Here is a 16,237-nt window from a genome sequence, read left to right as displayed (position 1 = left end):
CGAATCCTGTCCGCGTTTTTATCGCTTAAAGTTGTTACTATTTCCCTTGATGTAAAATAGTGATCATCTACATCGCTTATAAATGCAGCCAGGCGTTCCGCCACTTTTCAAGCAAGCCGTCCCTTAGCATCCAGTTCTCATGAATCGCTTTTCTTAACTCTTCTCCTTGTCGCTCAAGGGCTTCCTTTTCGTGAATATGCATATTAATTGCCTCAGCCCACTCTGCGTAGCGGTTATTTACGTGGGTAACAGGTAAACCGCAGCGGAAAGGTTCAATATCAGTACAGATCACGGGTATGCCGCAAGCGCCCAGCTCAAGTAAACGCAGGTTACTTTTACATATATTAAACTGGTTAATTTCCAGCGGTACTAAGGCCAAATCTAAATCAAGGCTGGCCAATTTTTCCGGATAAACTTCAATTGGCACGCCCGGATGAAATTCGCATTGAACACCTTCAGGTTTCATGCCCATAAATACCCACTCAATCTCATGCTCAAAGGCTTTAATGAGAGGTTTAATAAGCGAAAGATCGCCTGTATGCGTAGAACCACCGGCCCAACCTACCCTCAGCTTCTTTTTAGTCCTTTTATTACTTTTCAGTTCTCCCCAAATATCTACAGGTAACCCATTTGGCGCAATCCTGATATTAGAGGTAAAACGCGAAAACTCATCAGCCAGCGGGGCTGTAGAAACAACAACCCAGTCAGCCTGCGCGCAATCACGACGAATATCTTTAATAATATCCTGTTTAATATGTTTTCTGACCATACTACGGACAGGGATATTAGGCGAATAATCATCATAATCGATAACAATTTTGGCTGAGGAATAAGTTCTCACCTGTTCAAAATATTTACTTAACCCTCTTCTTAATCCCGGTTGGATTAGCATTACATCAGGCTGTAAACGCTCAATCTCAGGAAGAGCTATCAGCGTATCGTTTACCCCGCCATCAATATAAAGCTGTTGTTCAAGTGCTGTATAAGGATGGATCACACGGTAATAGCCACAGCCTTGACGATCAATATTATTGGCTAATATCACTGGCAGCGGCCTTCCCGGCAATGGATCCTGCACGGAAGCCATATAAGGTGAGATCTCAAATCCAGGGACATGCTTACTTAATTGCTTGTTATAAGCACTGTCAATGGAAAGCTGATGAAGCCATTTATGATACAGCCGATCTTTATCCTCTTTACTGGGGAAAGCTTTCGCTCTGTTTTCCCCTTTATAGAGGGATGTTCTGTTAGTTTGAAACAGCGTGGCATAAGGCGTCCATACATGCAGATAACCTTGTTGGCTCAACCTTAGAGCCAAATCAATTTCAGTAAAATGTTGAGGGAAATCTTTATCATCGAAACCATTAATAGAGAGAAATGCCTCTTTTTTTATCATTAAGCAGGCGCTACTAAGCGCGCTCATATTTTGAGCCACTTTCAGGCGATTCATATAACCGGACGAAGCAGAGTTTAGCCCCTGATTAACAGTACCTGCTACACCGTTCAGGCCTAACACGATACCCCCATGTTGTACTATACCCGTTTTGGTAATGAGCCTGGCCCCTACAAGGCCTACTTCAGGTCGTAGGGCATGGGAAATCATCTCGTCAAGCCAATCAGATTCAAAAGCTTCAATATCGTCATTGATAAACAGGAGCAGTTCACCTGTAGCAGCGTTAACAGCAAAATTATTAATTTTTGCATAGTTAAAGTTGCCATCCCATTCCAGTAATCTTAACTGAGATATATTTAGTGCCTTTAATTTTTGCAAATACTCAACCATATCACTATCAGTTGATCCATTATCGACGATGATAATTTCATAATGGTGATAAGCTGTCTTTTCCATCAATGACTCAATACATTGACGTAAAGTTTTATAGTTATTTTTCGTCGGTATGATGATACTGACTTTATAATTACACTGATGATGATAACGAATCTTTAATGCAGAACCTTCATGTGCACTATTGATATCTGCGGCAATGCCAAACCGTTTAAAATGTTCATTAATCACTTGTTGATATAAATTATTATTGCTGCTATTTAACCAATGCAGCAGAGGTAAAGCTGCCCTGACGCTGATATAATCGATATGTTTTACGCAGCCCGGACCGGCAGCCTCAATGGCTTTCCATACCATATCAATCAGTGCAAACTCACCAGATGCCGGGTTTAACCCGTTAACAGCCGGTAGCAGACCGCGTTCAAACGCCAATGACCTGCCGATATAAGGATAGCTGCGTAGCAAATCAATATTTGTATCAGGCTTCAGCATAGGATTTATTCCACCCTGAGCATCAGAAGCCTCTTCATCAAAATAAAAAATTAGCGATGAAGGATAGCGTAGTTTGTGTTCCGCAAGCTTCAATAAACTATGCGGCAAAAGGCAATCGCCGGCATGCAATACCAATAGTAAATCAGCCTGACTCTTTTCAGCGATCAGTGTTATGCCATCACACCAACTTTCCTGCTGATGAATAACGTTAATCGGTAAGGTTGTTGTTTCCGCAAAATGTTGACCGGTGACCCAGATGTTATCTGCCCGATAGTGCTGTGCCATAACACTGTCTAACGAAGCCATAGTAGCTGCAACATCACCTGCATTGATCACGATGATATCAATACGACAGGCAGCATCGTTGTTTCTCAGAATGGCTTCGGTTGCAGCCAGTCGATGCTGACTAAGCGCACGAGCTTCTGTCCATTTTTTATATGACCATACAGGGGCAGTCCCCTGCCGCTGCGCCTTATTATGAATGGATAAAGTGCGAGATTCCTCATCACTAAGTTGATAATGCTGAGGTTCCGCCAAACCTGCCAGCAGAGCAGGAAGCTGTTGTGTCAGGCTCCAGCGTTGGATAAATTCAGAGCGCTGCTGCAGTACATAACGCTGTGCTTGCTCAAACCCGTCAATTAATTCCTGACAAATATTCGCTGCTTCGCGTTTTTGTTTGGTGGCCCGCCCTGAAAAGTTATGCCATGCCGACTGGGTAAAATTGCTTTCCGTAAGATAGCCTTCACCGCCATACATATCATAAATATAAACGGGAATACCGGCTACCAAAGCATATTGAACTGATTTACCAATAGTGATAATAGCGTCGTAACTGGCAATAAGCGCAGGAGATACGCGTAATTGCTTGCCTGCAGCACCGATCATATCGCAGCGGACGCCCTGCTTTTCCAGCATCTGCTGTGCTTCAAAAAGTTCTTGTGGCGGATGATTAGATATACACAGAACATTTTTTAGCGTTTCTTTATATTCAACTGACGTACCGGCAAATTTTACCGGAGCAGGATTATCGAAAAGAATAATTTTTTCTTTTTTAATACCCTTTTTCACTAGCATTTCCGCGCATTCATGCGAAACAGCTAATACAGCTGCTGCCAGACGATTTTCCAGCTCGGCATCCAGAGGCATTTCCATTGATGCAAAAGACGACATGTGGTTAAAGATAAAGCGGGTGTTAGTTCCCTCTTTACAGAGTCGCTCAATCATATAGGCATTGAGGACAGTATGCTGTATCCAGACAATGTCATAAGCCTGTTCAAAAGGATAACTGTCATCATCAGTAACCAGTAAACGTTCCTGGTTCGGAAGGCTTTCAAACTCATTTTGAATGTCGCCACCTAAAAGATGCGTGAATACATCCACATACCACCCCTGATCAAGCATAAACTCAACCAGCTCTAGTGTAACTAACTCACTACCTTGCAGCTTTTCTAAATGGTTTGAGCAGATCAATATACGCGACATAATATCTTCCAGGTTCTATTGTGACTTTCCCCGAAAGTGATGCAGAATGAGATCCCGAGGAAAACAGATTTGATTGCTAATCTACCGCGGCCGTGCTTTTCCAAAGCGCCGAGATCAGCGCTAAAAGGGCATTAATTTAACTGATAGATACCGAACCAGGAAAAGTTAGACAGGTGAAAATAACGCTGGATACTGCTCAGTCAAATGAAAGGATACTGCTCAGTCAAACGAAAGAAGTAAAAAAAACGCCCTTGTAATAAGGGCGTCTTTGATAGCGTAACCGGTAACCGATTAACGCAGCAGGGACAGCATGGTCTGCGGAACCTGGTTGGCCTGCGCCAGTACGGAACTGCCAGCCTGCTGCAGGATCTGCGCGCGGGACATGTTGGACACTTCCGTTGCGTAGTCAGAATCCTGAATACGGCTGCGGGCTGCAGACAGGTTGTTCACCGTGTTGTTCAGGTTGGTGATGGTGGACTCAAAACGGTTCTGAGACGCACCCAGCAGGCTGCGCTGAGAATCAACGGCTTTAATGGCATTATCAATTGTTGCCAATGCACCACTGGTTGCGTCGTTTGCATCCCCGACTGCTGTCAGTACATCAAAGCCGCTGGCCTTGACTTGACGATCGTCCGCTGCAACGCTGGCGCCGCTGACGCCTGCAGTTGCGGCCGCCTTATACATGTTCCAGCCGGAGCTGCTGTTCATGGTGATACTGATGGTTTCGCCATCTTTAGCACCAACCTGGAAACTGAATGTCTTGGCGGTATCGTTATCCAGGATTTTAGTGCCGTTAAAGTCAGTCTGGCTGGTCACGCGATCGATTTCAGCCATACGCTGGTTAACTTCAGACTGAATGGAGTCGATGTCTGAGGCAGAGTTGGTGCTGTTCTGCGCCTGAACGGTCAGGTCACGTACACGCTGCAGGTTGTTGTTGATTTCGCTCAGCGCGCCTTCAGCGGTCTGCGCCAGAGAGATACCGTCGTTAGCGTTACGTGCCGCCACGGTCAGACCGTTGATGTTAGAGGTGAAGCGGTTAGCGATTGCCTGACCTGCTGCGTCATCTTTTGCACTGTTGATACGCAGACCAGAAGAGAGGCGCTCAATCGCGGTGCCCAGAGAAGACTGAGATTTGCTCAGGTTGTTCTGAGTGGTCAGCGACAGAGTGTTAGTATTAATAACTGCCATGATAAGTATCCTTCAAGTTAAATTAGGGTTCGGCATTTGGCCTGCGGCTTCATCACCGTCATAAATGTTATCGACAACGTTAAGCAGGACTTTAGAATTTTTTTGCAGCTTCGCTAAATAAATTAATAGTGGTAAAGCGACAAATAACGGCTAAAAAAACGCCCTCATAATGAGGGCGTCTTTGATAGCGTAACCGGTAACCGATTAACGCAGCAGGGACAGCATGGTCTGCGGAACCTGGTTGGCCTGAGCCAGTACGGAACTGCCAGCCTGCTGCAGGATCTGCGCGCGGGACATGTTGGACACTTCCGTTGCGTAGTCAGAATCCTGAATACGGCTGCGGGCTGCAGACAGGTTGTTCACCGTGTTGTTCAGGTTGGTGATGGTGGACTCAAAACGGTTCTGAGACGCACCCAGCAGGCTGCGCTGAGAATCAACGGCTTTAATGGCATTATCAATTGTTGCCAATGCACCACTGGTTGCGTCGTTTGCATCCCCGACTGCTGTCAGTACATCAAAGCCGCTGGCCTTGACTTGACGATCGTCCGCTGCAACGCTGGCGCCGCTGACGCCTGCAGTTGCGGCCGCCTTATACATGTTCCAGCCGGAGCTGCTGTTCATGGTGATACTGATGGTTTCGCCATCTTTAGCACCAACCTGGAAACTGAATGTCTTGGCGGTATCGTTATCCAGGATTTTAGTGCCGTTAAAGTCAGTCTGGCTGGTCACGCGGTCGATTTCAGCCATACGCTGGTTAACTTCAGACTGAATGGAGTCGATATCAGAGGCAGAGTTGGTGCTGTTCTGCGCCTGAACAGTCAGGTCACGTACGCGCTGCAGGTTGTTGTTGATTTCGCTCAGCGCGCCTTCAGCGGTCTGCGCCAGAGAGATACCGTCGTTAGCGTTACGTGCCGCCACGGTCAGACCGTTGATGTTAGAGGTGAAGCGGTTAGCGATCGCCTGACCTGCTGCGTCATCTTTTGCGCTGTTGATACGCAGACCAGAAGACAGGCGCTCAATCGCGGTGCCCAGAGAAGACTGAGATTTGCTCAGGTTGTTCTGAGTCATCAGCGACAGGGTGTTAGTATTAATTACTGCCATGATGTTTTTCCTTTAAAAAATGGTTCAGATTCAGGCATCTGTTCTACGGCTTCATCACCGTCACCCTCATTATCGTCAGCCTTAAAACAACCTTTAGAAAAATTTTCGAAAAATTCGCAAACGGGTTAAAGCCGGAAGTGCAATAAAGAAGGGCTTTTTATCTGCCGATTGTTTTTTTCCATTCAGGCTAATATTTTCTCAACTGCTGCCGATACCCTTCCCAGTGATAGTCAACCAACAAAGGATTACAACATGGCAAGTGTTAGCTCTCTCGGTGCGGGAACCAGTCTCGATCTGCAATCGTTGTATGACAGCCTTGAGACATCAGAAAAAACACGCCTGACGCCGATTACTACCCAGCAGACCTCCTATAAGGCGAAGCTAACCGCCTGGGGTATCGTGCAAACGTCGCTGGAAAAATTGCAAACCGCCGCTGATAAGCTGAAGGATACTTCCAGTATCGCATCAACCAAGGTCAGCAGCACTAATACCGCTTTTAGCGCGGCGCTGGCTAACGACGCAGCGGCAGGTAACTATTCGGTAGAAGTGACTACTTTGGCTAAAGCGCAGTCACTGCTCTCTAAATCTGCCACCAGTAAAGATACCGATCTCGGCGACAGCTCGCTGGCTTCGCGCACCATTACCATTGCGCAAAGCGGCCAGTCAAAACCGATGACCGTAACGCTGGCTCAGGATAAAACCAGCCTGGCGGATATTCGTGATGCGATTAACCAACAGCAGGGCAGCGTTACCGCCAGCATCATTAAATCTGACGATAACACCTATTACCTGTCGCTGACCTCGCGCGATACCGGCACCGCTAATGAAATGACGGTGACCACCGATGACAGCTCGCTGGCGCAGTACATTAGCTACGATAAATCGTCGAGCACTAACGCAATGAGTGAAAAAGTTGCCGCCGCAGACGCCCAATTAACGCTTAACGGCGTGGCGATTACGCGCAGCAGCAATACCATCACCGATGCGCCGGAAGGGGTCACCCTGACGCTGACGAAAACCAACGTCGGCAACCCGGAAACCCTGACGGTAGAAAAAGATAATCAGCCGATGGTTGATGCAGTACAGGCCTACGTTGACGCCTATAACTCGCTGCAGACCACCATCGCTAACCAGACGATATATACCGCAGTGGATCAGGGCAGCGGCAGTCAGAATACCGGTAACGGCGATCTGTTGGGTGACGGCACGCTACGTAATATTCAAACGCGCCTGCGCTCAACGCTGTCCACCGCTTCGCAGACCGGCGGTGATATTTCGCTGCTGTCGCAAATTGGCGTGACGCAAGATCTTAACGGCAAGCTGACGGTAGACAGCGATAAGCTGAACAAAGCGTTGAATGAAAAATCAACCAGCGTGGTGAATTTTCTGTCAGGCGACGGTAAAACTACCGGCTTCGCCACCCAGGCCAGCAATCTGCTGAAGTCCATATTGGCTTCTGACGGTTCAATTCAGCGTGCGGAAGACGGTATCAATACTTCGCTGAAGCGCCTGTCCGATCAGTACGATCAGGTCACCGCCCAGATTGAGGCGACCATGGCGCGCTATAAAACGCAATTTACCAGCTTAAGTACTTTAGTTTCATCGATGACGCAGACCGGGAACTACCTGACCCAACAGTTCAACGCGATGAATGGCTAATCAGAGGAATAACATGTACGCAAAATCGGGAATCCAGGCCTACGCCCAGGTTGGCGTTGAAAGTGCCGTGATGAGCGCCACGCCGCATCAGCTGGTGGTCCTGCTATTTGATGGCGCGCTAAGCGCGATGAAAAAAGCGGTCATTTTGATGGAACAGGGCGACATTCCCGGCAAAGGTCAGGCGCTCTCTAAAGCGATCAACATTATCACTGGCGGCCTGCGCGCCGGCCTGAACCATGAAGCTGGCGGCGAAATTGCAGCGAACCTTGATGGGTTGTATGACTATATGACTCGCAGGTTGCTGCATGCCAACCTGCATAATGACGCTGAGGCGATTGCCGAAGTGGAAAGACTGTTGACCAATATTGCCGATGCCTGGAAAGAGATCGGGCCGAACGCGCACGTGACTCAGGAAGCCTGATAATGTCGGCTAACCTCGATTTGCTGCGCCGCTATCAGCAGCTGCTGATGCTTAGTAATACCATGTTGGCGCTGGCGAAGCAGAGCCAATGGGATGAGCTGATCGGCCATGAGATGGGCTATGTGCAGGCGGTAGAAAGCGTGACGCTTTCCATGGCCGGCACTTCCCTGCCCGCCGCGCTGCAAACGCAAATCCGCCCGCTGCTGAAGCAATTGTTGGATAATGAAAACCTGATTAAAAGTCTGCTTGTCAGCCGCATGGATGAGCTGCGCACGATGGTTAATCAGGGTAATCAGCAGAAAAACGTTACCTCCGCCTATGGCCGTTTTTCTGGTAATGTCCTGCACCCTTCCGATCTGTAAATCGGGGCGCCGGATAAAGGCATGGATAACCGAAATGCAGAAGATGACGCCCGCGCGTCATCTTCTGTTGGCTACGGCTGGCCTGCGGCGGGTTGCGTCGCGAAAACGGCGCGCATATTGTGCGGCTCGATATTCTGAATAACCGCGGCATCCGGCTGTAACGCCACCTGCTCCAGCGCCTGCTGGCATTCAATCGTCGGCTGCTCTACTTTTTTCAGCGTCAGCTTGTCGTAATGCAGTTCATTGCCTTCCAGTGCCAGCGGCATTACGCGCAGCTGCTTATTCACGTTAACGTATTCTCCGTTTAGCAGCGTCAGCTTACCAGGCTTGGCTATCACGCGCTGCCACTGGCGGCAGTCCAGCGTATCGCCTTCGGCAGTAATGATCAGGCTACCCATCGCCCGATCGCTAATCAGCCCGCGCTGCGGCCCGGTAGTTTGCCAGTAACCCTGCAGATTGGCCGGAGCCGGTGTTTTTACCGCCTGCTGATATTGATCAATCTGCGCACAGCCCGTCAGCGCCAGCGCGCCCAACAGCATCCACTTTTTCATTCTGGCTCCCTAACCTTCATTTGATGGCGGCTACGTTATAATTTTTCACCCCGCCAGCGCAAGAAACTTGCGCATCAGTCGGGTTAATGCAGGTGATTAAGAACATTTTTCCCCACCCCGCCCGGGCAGTGGGTAACTTTGCGGCGGTTAGATGGCGATCGCCTGACAGCTGCGTCGCCTCAGGTTACACTTAACGCCATCATTATTTACAGGTTACGCCCATGAAAACGCCTCAAGAGTATTATGCTATCGCCCGTTCAATGTTTTTGTCAGCCCATCCTGACTTTCAGGCTGCCCTTGATGGCCTGACGCAGCAAGAAGCAGACGGGTTTAATATGTCGCTGGCACAGTATCGCAGTATGCAGGCGGATCGGTTTTATGCCGCGTTTTTGCGGGCTAAAAATCAGGATGCCATTCTGTTTTCTATTCAGCTGGCGGAACCTGATAAAGAAGTAGCGATTCAGGCAATTGAAACCTATCTGCAAGAGCACGCGGCAGCGCTGGGAATGACGTGGGAAGAGTTTTGCCAGAAAAATGATTTATAACGGCTAAATAAGTGACAGTAAAATGCGTCAATAACAATGCCGCACCGTCATCATACTGCCTCTGAAGGTGTCGCTGGATCAGCACCTTCAGAGGTTGTTGTTAACTTCGCTCTACCACGTCTTCATCGATATAGCGCGTTACCGCCAGCAAACGGTTAATGTGCGTTAAGAGCAAATCAATATCAGACTGGATCACGTCGGGTGATGCCCGCGAAGCGGCCAGTATAGCGTTGCTAATGTTCTTTTCGATGCTGTCAGACCCTTCTTTCCCGGCAGTTAACAACAGCGCGGCAACCAGCAATGATTGTGCCTCCACCTGCGCTGTAAGTTCTTTGGCTTCCACATCCATTTTTGCCAGTTTCATCAAAATATCGATGACAAGGTGTTTCATGGTGATCCCCTTTTAGTTTTGCGATCGAAACTACCACGCAAATGGTGCAAGTTGTATAAGACAATACGTAAAGCAACCGGAATAATTATTTCTGATGTGCACGTTAAAAAATGCATTTGATACTGTTTGCATATCCAGTATGATAACGGATGCTTCGAGCGGTGCCGAATCAAGAGGATTGCTACCCATGTTTGTTGAACTGATTTATGACAAGCGCAACGTTGCCGGGCTGCCTGGCGCGCATGAACTTATTCTGGAAGAGCTGCAAAAAAGAATTCATCGCACTTTCCCGGATGCAGAGGTAAAAGCTAAGGCTATGCAGCGTAACGCCATTGAAAGCGACGCCAGCAAAAGCGATAAATCAATCATTATCCGCATCGTTGAAGAGATGTTTGATGAAGCGGATATGTGGCTGGTAGCGGAATAACCCGTCTGTCAGATAAAGAAACCGCCCTTTGGGGCGGTTTTTTTGGCTAGATTACCGTACTGGGATCCTGGCCTTCATCGTCATCATCTTCCAGCGGATCGGCATCGTCATCGTCGTCAGCGATTTCGTCCGGCGTTTGCGGTACGGGCTCATCATCTTCTAACGGATCATTTACATCAGGACGCTCTGACATTTTAACCTCCAGTAACCCGACAGGGGCTTAATAAGTGTAGGTGGTGGCCACAGATAACCGGGCAAGAAATTTATCTCTTGTCGATGCGGTCACAGTTAATGCGCCTGACCTGCCGTTTGTCCCGAACGGCTTTACACCGGACTTGTGTTGACCGCCTGTTATGCGCTTTAGTGTGGTCCGGCTGATAACACTTTGCAGGCAGAGCGGATTTTCAGGCATAAAAAAAGCCCACCGAAGTGAGCTTTTTATTCAAAATACGCGCTGATAAATCAGCCGCTTTTGAAAGATTGCCCCGGTCAGCAGACCGAAGCTTTTGCCTTTATCATGGCCTTTGCTGCTCAGGTTAAAACCTTCATCGCTATCGCAAGGCTTGATGCAGGCTAAAACGCCTTACAGCGCAACAACGTTAGTTGCTGACGGACCTTTAGCACCGTTCTCGATAGAGAACTCTACTTTCTGGCCTTCATCAAGGGTTTTGAAATCGTTGCTCTGGATTGCAGAGAAGTGTACGAATACATCTTTGCTGCCATCTTCCGGAGAAATGAAGCCGAAACCTTTCTCAGCGTTAAACCATTTTACTAAACCAGTCATTTTGTTAGACATAGTAACTTCCTTCTTAATTGGTGAGCCAGCTAGCGTGGCATACAAGGTCTGTATTGCAGAGAATACTTACTGGGCACTTAGAAGAGGCTCAAGAAGAAGGGTATCTAAGATAACGCTTTAAATGAGGACTGCTTTACTAAAACTGCTTTCATAAGGTCTGACTTCCAAACCGATGCGTCATTTACTCATGGAACCTAATTGAGCGCAAGCGTTATTTTGAATTGTTTTACTGTGCGGTATGAAATAATAAGCGCAGCGCTTGTGCGTACTGACCTCATCGATATGTAAAGAAACGTATAGGGAAAAATAATGCTGCTGCGCTTTGTTTTATTAATATTCTCTGCTACGCCGCACAAATAGTAACCTGAATGGCAGCGGGCGTGTTATTCCCGCTTCGCTTTAATACTAAACCAGGCAGAAGCTGCCGCAAGGATTAAAAACATCACCCCGAAAGCCATGCCGCCGGCCATAAAACGCAGAATAGCACCAGCTAAAAACGCAATCGCTAAAATGGCAAAAAGTAGACGTTTGTTCATTTTTCGCTCCCCTCATCTCTTTCTTTTAAAGATTAGCAGAGCCCCGGCGGCCTAAGATAAAAACTACGCGAAAACCTGCTGAAAACAGTAACGATCCCTATTCAGCAATTGCCTGACACTCCGTACTGGTATCCTTCATCAGGTCGCTAAAAATACCGCTTCGGCCTTTGCTCCACCACTGCCAGATATTACCGTTATATTTCGCCCCACTGCCTGATATCACGTTAGCCATCACTATTTCAGGGCCGCTCCCCTTCTTTATTACTGCAAGTGCGTTGGGCTGGTTATTATAATAAGTGATCTCAAGCCGTTGACCATCATCACATCGGTAAATCGCCTGCGTCGTGTCGGTAACGCCCTTTCCCGGGAATGAATACGGTGTGCTGCATCCGCAGAGCAACATAGCGATCACGGCCAGACCTGCTTGATTTTTATGCATAACTCCTCCTTAAAATCAGCGCACCCGGAGGCGGATTTGGTACTTCCTGAAAGCCCCGCACTCATTCCGCCATCCTGTTTAACACTCATTATTAGCGTTAATTTCCCCGCCTTTCAGCAAATAATAGTGACACAAAATTGGGACATCGCAGAGCTGATACCGCCTGGCTCTGCGAGCAAATGCATAACGGGGATGACTCAACGATGGATTTTAAGCCCTGTACGTTATTAAGGCTACATCTTCACCCGTCCAGATTTCAACGCTTCATCCGCATAGCTGTGTATCGTTGCGATAGCAATAGCCAGGCGTTTCGCCTTCGCTGGCGACTGGCTAATCTGTTCTATTTTTCGCGCCTGTGCGGCAATGGTTTTCTTTAGCTTTTCATTTTCCAGTAATAGCGTGCTGTCATCATGACTGTGCAGCTGTTCGCAATAAAGCATTAAAGAGGAAAAATCATTAGCATTAAGCGTTACCGTTTCAGGCGTTCTTTTTTCAATCCAGCTAAGTAATGACCTGATACGCTCTGGCGACCAATCTGAAACCATTCTACTCATAAATAACCTTGTTATTATGCTGTGCAAATAAAAATTAACAATAAGAACAAACTGCCATGCTTATTAAAGAGCGCTATTATTAGCCATTGCCTGATGTTGATAAAATGATCGAAATCAAGAATAAAAACGCAGTTTTATCCCTAATTCACTTATTCAATATAATAGTGCTTAAAATCAGATTTTCCCTGGTATCACAGATAACGGAAAATGATGAAATTTCAGGCAGCTTATTATTTCCATTGAGTAGCTTACCTTATCAAAAAAAACCCACCCAATTATTATTCAGTGTTCGTAATTTGCTTATTAATGTAATAAAAAATAGCGCTCACGATATAAGATTGCTAATTATTCTTACTTATTTTATTTAATTATTGCTATCGGTTATAAAACCCTTTGATTGTTCATCCCATATCCAAAACGCGCGCATCCAGTGACTTGCGGCAACAAAAAGCCGCCCGCAGGCGGCCTGATAAACATAACAGCATGCTAAGATACGTTACCCACAATGTGGCCATCTATCTCTTCGATTTTTAGCCGTAGCAGGGCATTGTGCATTTCATCAAATTCGCCGTTACCTGATTTAACTCTCAGATCTTTCATATGGATAAAGTTTGCCGGGATAGATTCGCTTTCAGAAACAGGGGCGTAAACATCATCCGCGACCCGCGCAAAGTGTTCCGCCAGGTTTTCACCGATATCTCCCACCTGCGCTAAGTTTTCAGCCAGCGTTGAGTAGTACTCTTTACCAGATATCATTAAGCCGCTGATCACCGTGCCTTTCAGGAACAGGGTAATTCCAAAAGATCCGCCGACCGCATTCACTATATTGGTGAGATAAACCAAATCCATATCGCGCATTTTGCTTGCCACGACGTTTTTAACTTCTCTATCTTCAGACATCACATCCCCCTTGCCATAATGAAGGTGATACAGCTGATAAGAATATCTTTAGCGTAGTAGAAACCTGATGATGTGCCCGCTCTTGTTGGGTATCCTCGCTGCCCGCCAAAAACATAACGCATTTTTATTTACCGGCTATGCAGTACGCGCTTTCGCTGCTATCAATGTTTTAACTGGTATCAGCTTCCCTTGATATGACGCAATTTTTACCTTATATGTTGTGGTAGGATACTTCCCGCCTGGGTCGTTAGCTCAGCTGGTAGAGCAGTTGACTCTTAATCAATTGGTCGCAGGTTCGAACCCTGCACGACCCACCAGGCGGCCATCGTATAATGGCATTACCTCAGCTTCCCAAGCTGATGACGCGGGTTCGATTCCCGCTGGCCGCTCCACGCTTCCCTCTTTTTTACATGTGACATGCCGCAGTCGACAGATTTTGGGGAATACTTCAGGGCGGTATCGAACATTACAGGCAGATCGCCACGCCGTCGCCATACAGCAGCGACGCGCAATCAGAAGGAGGAGAAACAGTGAAGAAAACAATTTACCTGCCCCAGTTTGATAAAAAGGCGGAGGCTGAGGTTTTTGGGGGCAAAATCACCGTACGATACGACGGTAATGAAGGCTTCCCACGCAACCTTAAAGTTAAAGATCAGTTCTACGTCGTTATAGATGAGCAAGAAAAGGTGATGATCCTGACCCGAAAAGCCATTGGCTCATGGCACTTTTCATTGCTGTAACAAACCACTGAACTCAACAAGCCTCGCTCCTGCGGGGTTTTTTATTATCAGGCAGATATTTCCAGGCAAGGTTTAACAAACAGGCCTGAACCAGGCCCCACTACACCTGCATATTCATGAAACCACCTCATAGTGCCGCTATGCTGTGTTGATGCTGGGTGATGTGAGTTTTTGCAATGCATTACCGCAAACCGATTCCTTGCCTGCCGTGGCTTTGAGTTGCTTTGCGGTAATTTTTTGCCCTACATATGCCCTAACCCATCCAATGCGCGTTTTGTGAGCAGCAAAGCTTTGGCAAAGGTCACAAAGCCCTGCATGTCCCAAATTTGTCTCACCAAATTATCTACTGCATTAGACATCATCATCGGTAACCACTTGTGAACCTTTCTCTTTAAAACTAAGATTCTTCCCAATAAAAATTACCAGGCTTAACAGATGCTTTTCAATTCCTTGTCTTTTATCCTGCTATTCCTGCCAATTACTGCCGTGGCATACAACCTGATCAGGCGCTTTAGCGTTAGTGGAAGTAAGTTATTCATGATCGCCGCTTCTGCATATTTCTATGTCTACACAACATATACCGGCGCTCCGGTTCTGGCTGCTTCATGTTTAGTGAGCTATGCATCATACCGAGCTATTATCATGTCCCCCAGAAGACGTAAGTTGGCGATGATAATTGGTGTGACTGCGAATGTAATTTTGCTGTGCGTTCTCAAGTACAACCACTTTGTTCCGATTGGCGCTGCATATGCTACTGACTGGCTTCGCACATACGGCATGCCGCTGGCGGTAAGCTTCTTCACCTTTCAGCAGATCTCCTTTTTAGTGGACGCCTACAAAGGGAAGATTGAGCGGGTAGCACTTTTCGATTATCTCTATTACGTGCTGTTCTTTCCTAAGATGATCGCAGGTCCTATCACCCGGTGGCAGTCACTGATGCCGCAAACAAACTCCCGGGAGATGATACGCTCGTCTATGGTGCTGGCCGGACTGACGGTAATCGCCATTGGACTATTCAAAAAGGTAGTTCTCTCTGGCCTCTTCGCTCGTTATGCAGATGTCGGATATGCCAATACTGCAGCATTGAGTTTCGCCGAGGCATGGGTAACGAGCCTTTCTTACACTGCACAGATATATTTCGATTTCTCCGGCTACTCTGACATCGCTATCGGCTCAGCATTACTGCTGGGTATCCGCCTCCCGGATAATTTCAATTCTCCATACAAGGCTGTGAACATCCGGGATTTCTGGAGCCGGTGGCACATATCACTGTCTACCTGGCTCCGGGATTACGTTTATATCCCCCTAGGAGGCAGCAGGAAGGGAATGCCGCGGACCATGGCTAACCTGCTCATCACATTTCTGATAAGCGGAGCCTGGCACGGAAGCGAACTCAACTTCATTATCTGGGGTGCCATGCATGGCATCGCCACGATCGTTAACGTGCTGTGGGAGAAGGCCGGGCTGAGGATGCCGGCGCTTGCTGGATGGCTGGTTACCATTCTGTTCATCAACTTGTCATGGATACCCTTCCGCGCCGACAGTGTTCAGTCGGCCTACAACATATTCTGCGCTATGTTCAGGCCTGATTTGGTAGAGCTACGTAACTGGCTCTATCGTGACCCTTACAACGACTGGAACTGGCTCAAATCTGTATTCAGCCCTAACCAAGTGACGACATACGCAGCTATGTATGTCAGCGTCGTATTGCTCTTTGTTTTTACCGTAAAGAACACTGCCCAAGTGATAAACTCAGGGGAAATTGGGTTCCTGAGAACGGTGCTTGCAGGGCTGGCTTTAGCTGCCTCTATCATATTTATGTTTGGCGGTGCTTCTGCAGCTGCTTTCATTTACGCTGCTTTTTGAG

General features: G+C 47.4%; 18 protein-coding genes and 2 tRNA genes. 9 read left to right on the top strand and 11 right to left on the bottom strand.

Annotated elements, in window-relative coordinates; all coding sequences use genetic code 11:
- Positions 1-76 precede the first annotated feature (76 nt).
- From B1H58_RS15610 to B1H58_RS15600, 3 genes are all read right to left on the bottom strand, one after another.
- Entirely contained in the window at positions 77-3,760 is a 3,684-nt protein-coding gene (locus B1H58_RS15610; protein WP_085071388.1) for a glycosyltransferase, read from the bottom strand.
- A gap of 291 nt (positions 3,761-4,051) precedes the next feature.
- On the bottom strand, positions 4,052-4,948 hold the full coding sequence (locus B1H58_RS15605) for a flagellin N-terminal helical domain-containing protein (protein WP_085071387.1): 897 nt from the start codon (positions 4,946-4,948) through the stop codon (positions 4,052-4,054).
- A 204-nt stretch (positions 4,949-5,152) separates the two neighbouring features.
- Positions 5,153-6,049: a flagellin N-terminal helical domain-containing protein gene (locus tag B1H58_RS15600; RefSeq protein WP_085071386.1), complete on the bottom strand. Its 897-nt coding sequence runs from the start codon at positions 6,047-6,049 to the stop codon at positions 5,153-5,155.
- Between the two features lie 252 nt (positions 6,050-6,301).
- Here B1H58_RS15600 and fliD point away from each other — a divergent pair, with 252 nt between their 5' ends.
- From fliD to fliT, 3 genes are read left to right on the top strand one after another with little or no spacing between them, the layout of a single operon-like run.
- Positions 6,302-7,708, top strand: coding sequence for a flagellar filament capping protein FliD (fliD, locus tag B1H58_RS15595; protein WP_085071385.1), 1,407 nt, complete (start codon positions 6,302-6,304; stop codon positions 7,706-7,708).
- Positions 7,709-7,721: 13 nt separating this feature from the next.
- Positions 7,722-8,129, top strand: coding sequence for a flagellar export chaperone FliS (fliS, locus tag B1H58_RS15590; protein WP_085071384.1), 408 nt, complete (start codon positions 7,722-7,724; stop codon positions 8,127-8,129).
- 2 nt (positions 8,130-8,131) lie between these two features.
- The gene (gene fliT / locus B1H58_RS15585) at positions 8,132-8,491 is read left to right on the top strand and encodes a flagella biosynthesis regulatory protein FliT (RefSeq protein WP_085071383.1); all 360 of its coding nucleotides are present in this window, start codon (positions 8,132-8,134) and stop codon (positions 8,489-8,491) included.
- Positions 8,492-8,562: 71 nt separating this feature from the next.
- On the opposite strand, the gene yedD is transcribed toward fliT, so the two are convergent.
- Positions 8,563-9,042 (bottom strand): lipoprotein YedD, encoded by a 480-nt coding sequence (gene yedD / locus B1H58_RS15580; RefSeq protein WP_085071382.1) that lies wholly within the window; start codon positions 9,040-9,042, stop codon positions 8,563-8,565.
- Between the two features lie 221 nt (positions 9,043-9,263).
- On the opposite strand from yedD, the gene B1H58_RS15575 reads away from it, so the two are divergent.
- A complete protein-coding gene (locus B1H58_RS15575) occupies positions 9,264-9,587 on the top strand; it encodes a DUF6388 family protein (protein WP_085071381.1) in 324 nt (107 codons plus the stop codon).
- A 100-nt stretch (positions 9,588-9,687) separates the two neighbouring features.
- Here the strand turns inward: B1H58_RS15575 and iraP are convergent, their stop codons facing one another.
- Complete coding sequence (gene iraP, locus B1H58_RS15570; protein ID WP_085071380.1) at positions 9,688-9,978, bottom strand: anti-adapter protein IraP; 291 nt, start codon at positions 9,976-9,978, stop codon at positions 9,688-9,690.
- A 187-nt stretch (positions 9,979-10,165) separates the two neighbouring features.
- Here iraP and B1H58_RS15565 point away from each other — a divergent pair, with 187 nt between their 5' ends.
- Positions 10,166-10,405: a DinI-like family protein gene (locus tag B1H58_RS15565; protein WP_038625468.1), complete on the top strand. Its 240-nt coding sequence runs from the start codon at positions 10,166-10,168 to the stop codon at positions 10,403-10,405.
- Between the two features lie 46 nt (positions 10,406-10,451).
- Here B1H58_RS15565 and B1H58_RS20840 read toward each other — a convergent pair whose 3' ends face one another.
- From B1H58_RS20840 to B1H58_RS15545, 6 genes are all read right to left on the bottom strand, one after another.
- A complete protein-coding gene (locus tag B1H58_RS20840) occupies positions 10,452-10,598 on the bottom strand; it encodes a hypothetical protein (protein WP_167373296.1) in 147 nt (48 codons plus the stop codon).
- A gap of 390 nt (positions 10,599-10,988) precedes the next feature.
- On the bottom strand, positions 10,989-11,201 hold the full coding sequence (gene cspE, locus B1H58_RS15560) for a transcription antiterminator/RNA stability regulator CspE (protein WP_085071379.1): 213 nt from the start codon (positions 11,199-11,201) through the stop codon (positions 10,989-10,991).
- A 383-nt stretch (positions 11,202-11,584) separates the two neighbouring features.
- Positions 11,585-11,737: a hypothetical protein gene (locus tag B1H58_RS20695; RefSeq protein ID WP_157130193.1), complete on the bottom strand. Its 153-nt coding sequence runs from the start codon at positions 11,735-11,737 to the stop codon at positions 11,585-11,587.
- Between the two features lie 97 nt (positions 11,738-11,834).
- Positions 11,835-12,176: an MliC family protein gene (locus B1H58_RS15555; RefSeq protein WP_085071378.1), complete on the bottom strand. Its 342-nt coding sequence runs from the start codon at positions 12,174-12,176 to the stop codon at positions 11,835-11,837.
- Positions 12,177-12,409: 233 nt separating this feature from the next.
- Positions 12,410-12,730, bottom strand: a complete 321-nt coding sequence (locus B1H58_RS15550) for a hypothetical protein (protein ID WP_157130192.1) — start codon at positions 12,728-12,730, stop codon at positions 12,410-12,412.
- Positions 12,731-13,216: 486 nt separating this feature from the next.
- Positions 13,217-13,630, bottom strand: a complete 414-nt coding sequence (locus B1H58_RS15545) for a hypothetical protein (protein ID WP_085071376.1) — start codon at positions 13,628-13,630, stop codon at positions 13,217-13,219.
- Between the two features lie 241 nt (positions 13,631-13,871).
- On the opposite strand from B1H58_RS15545, the gene B1H58_RS15540 reads away from it, so the two are divergent.
- The 4 genes from B1H58_RS15540 to B1H58_RS15525 all read left to right on the top strand — a co-directional run bounded on the left by B1H58_RS15540 (position 13,872) and on the right by B1H58_RS15525 (position 16,236).
- A tRNA-Lys gene (locus B1H58_RS15540) sits at positions 13,872-13,947 on the top strand.
- Position 13,948: 1 nt separating this feature from the next.
- A tRNA-Gly gene (locus B1H58_RS15535) sits at positions 13,949-14,022 on the top strand.
- Between the two features lie 138 nt (positions 14,023-14,160).
- Positions 14,161-14,370 carry a hypothetical protein gene (locus B1H58_RS15530; RefSeq protein WP_085071375.1) on the top strand — a complete coding sequence of 70 codons (210 nt, stop codon included), beginning with the start codon at positions 14,161-14,163 and terminating at the stop codon, positions 14,368-14,370.
- Between the two features lie 435 nt (positions 14,371-14,805).
- Positions 14,806-16,236 carry an MBOAT family O-acyltransferase gene (locus B1H58_RS15525; protein WP_085071374.1) on the top strand — a complete coding sequence of 477 codons (1,431 nt, stop codon included), beginning with the start codon at positions 14,806-14,808 and terminating at the stop codon, positions 16,234-16,236.
- The last annotated feature ends 1 nt before the right edge of the window (position 16,237 follow it).

It is taken from the genome of Pantoea alhagi (assembly GCF_002101395.1).
Classification (GTDB): Bacteria; Pseudomonadota; Gammaproteobacteria; order Enterobacterales; family Enterobacteriaceae; genus Mixta; species Mixta alhagi.
The sequence above is the reverse complement of the archived record's forward strand: the minus strand, read 5'-3'. Positions and strand labels throughout refer to the sequence as shown.

Coding starts and splice junctions, on each gene's coding strand:
- B1H58_RS15610 (WP_085071388.1), bottom strand. CDS start 3,760: ATGTCGCGTATATTGATCTGCTCAAACCATTTAGAAAAGCTGCAAGGT.
- B1H58_RS15605 (WP_085071387.1), bottom strand. CDS start 4,948: ATGGCAGTTATTAATACTAACACTCTGTCGCTGACCACTCAGAACAAC.
- B1H58_RS15600 (WP_085071386.1), bottom strand. CDS start 6,049: ATGGCAGTAATTAATACTAACACCCTGTCGCTGATGACTCAGAACAAC.
- fliD (WP_085071385.1), top strand. CDS start 6,302: ATGGCAAGTGTTAGCTCTCTCGGTGCGGGAACCAGTCTCGATCTGCAA.
- fliS (WP_085071384.1), top strand. CDS start 7,722: ATGTACGCAAAATCGGGAATCCAGGCCTACGCCCAGGTTGGCGTTGAA.
- fliT (WP_085071383.1), top strand. CDS start 8,132: ATGTCGGCTAACCTCGATTTGCTGCGCCGCTATCAGCAGCTGCTGATG.
- yedD (WP_085071382.1), bottom strand. CDS start 9,042: ATGAAAAAGTGGATGCTGTTGGGCGCGCTGGCGCTGACGGGCTGTGCG.
- B1H58_RS15575 (WP_085071381.1), top strand. CDS start 9,264: ATGAAAACGCCTCAAGAGTATTATGCTATCGCCCGTTCAATGTTTTTG.
- iraP (WP_085071380.1), bottom strand. CDS start 9,978: ATGAAACACCTTGTCATCGATATTTTGATGAAACTGGCAAAAATGGAT.
- B1H58_RS15565 (WP_038625468.1), top strand. CDS start 10,166: ATGTTTGTTGAACTGATTTATGACAAGCGCAACGTTGCCGGGCTGCCT.
- B1H58_RS20840 (WP_167373296.1), bottom strand. CDS start 10,598: ATGTCAGAGCGTCCTGATGTAAATGATCCGTTAGAAGATGATGAGCCC.
- cspE (WP_085071379.1), bottom strand. CDS start 11,201: ATGTCTAACAAAATGACTGGTTTAGTAAAATGGTTTAACGCTGAGAAA.
- B1H58_RS20695 (WP_157130193.1), bottom strand. CDS start 11,737: ATGAACAAACGTCTACTTTTTGCCATTTTAGCGATTGCGTTTTTAGCT.
- B1H58_RS15555 (WP_085071378.1), bottom strand. CDS start 12,176: ATGCATAAAAATCAAGCAGGTCTGGCCGTGATCGCTATGTTGCTCTGC.
- B1H58_RS15550 (WP_157130192.1), bottom strand. CDS start 12,730: ATGAGTAGAATGGTTTCAGATTGGTCGCCAGAGCGTATCAGGTCATTA.
- B1H58_RS15545 (WP_085071376.1), bottom strand. CDS start 13,630: ATGTCTGAAGATAGAGAAGTTAAAAACGTCGTGGCAAGCAAAATGCGC.
- B1H58_RS15525 (WP_085071374.1), top strand. CDS start 14,806: ATGCTTTTCAATTCCTTGTCTTTTATCCTGCTATTCCTGCCAATTACT.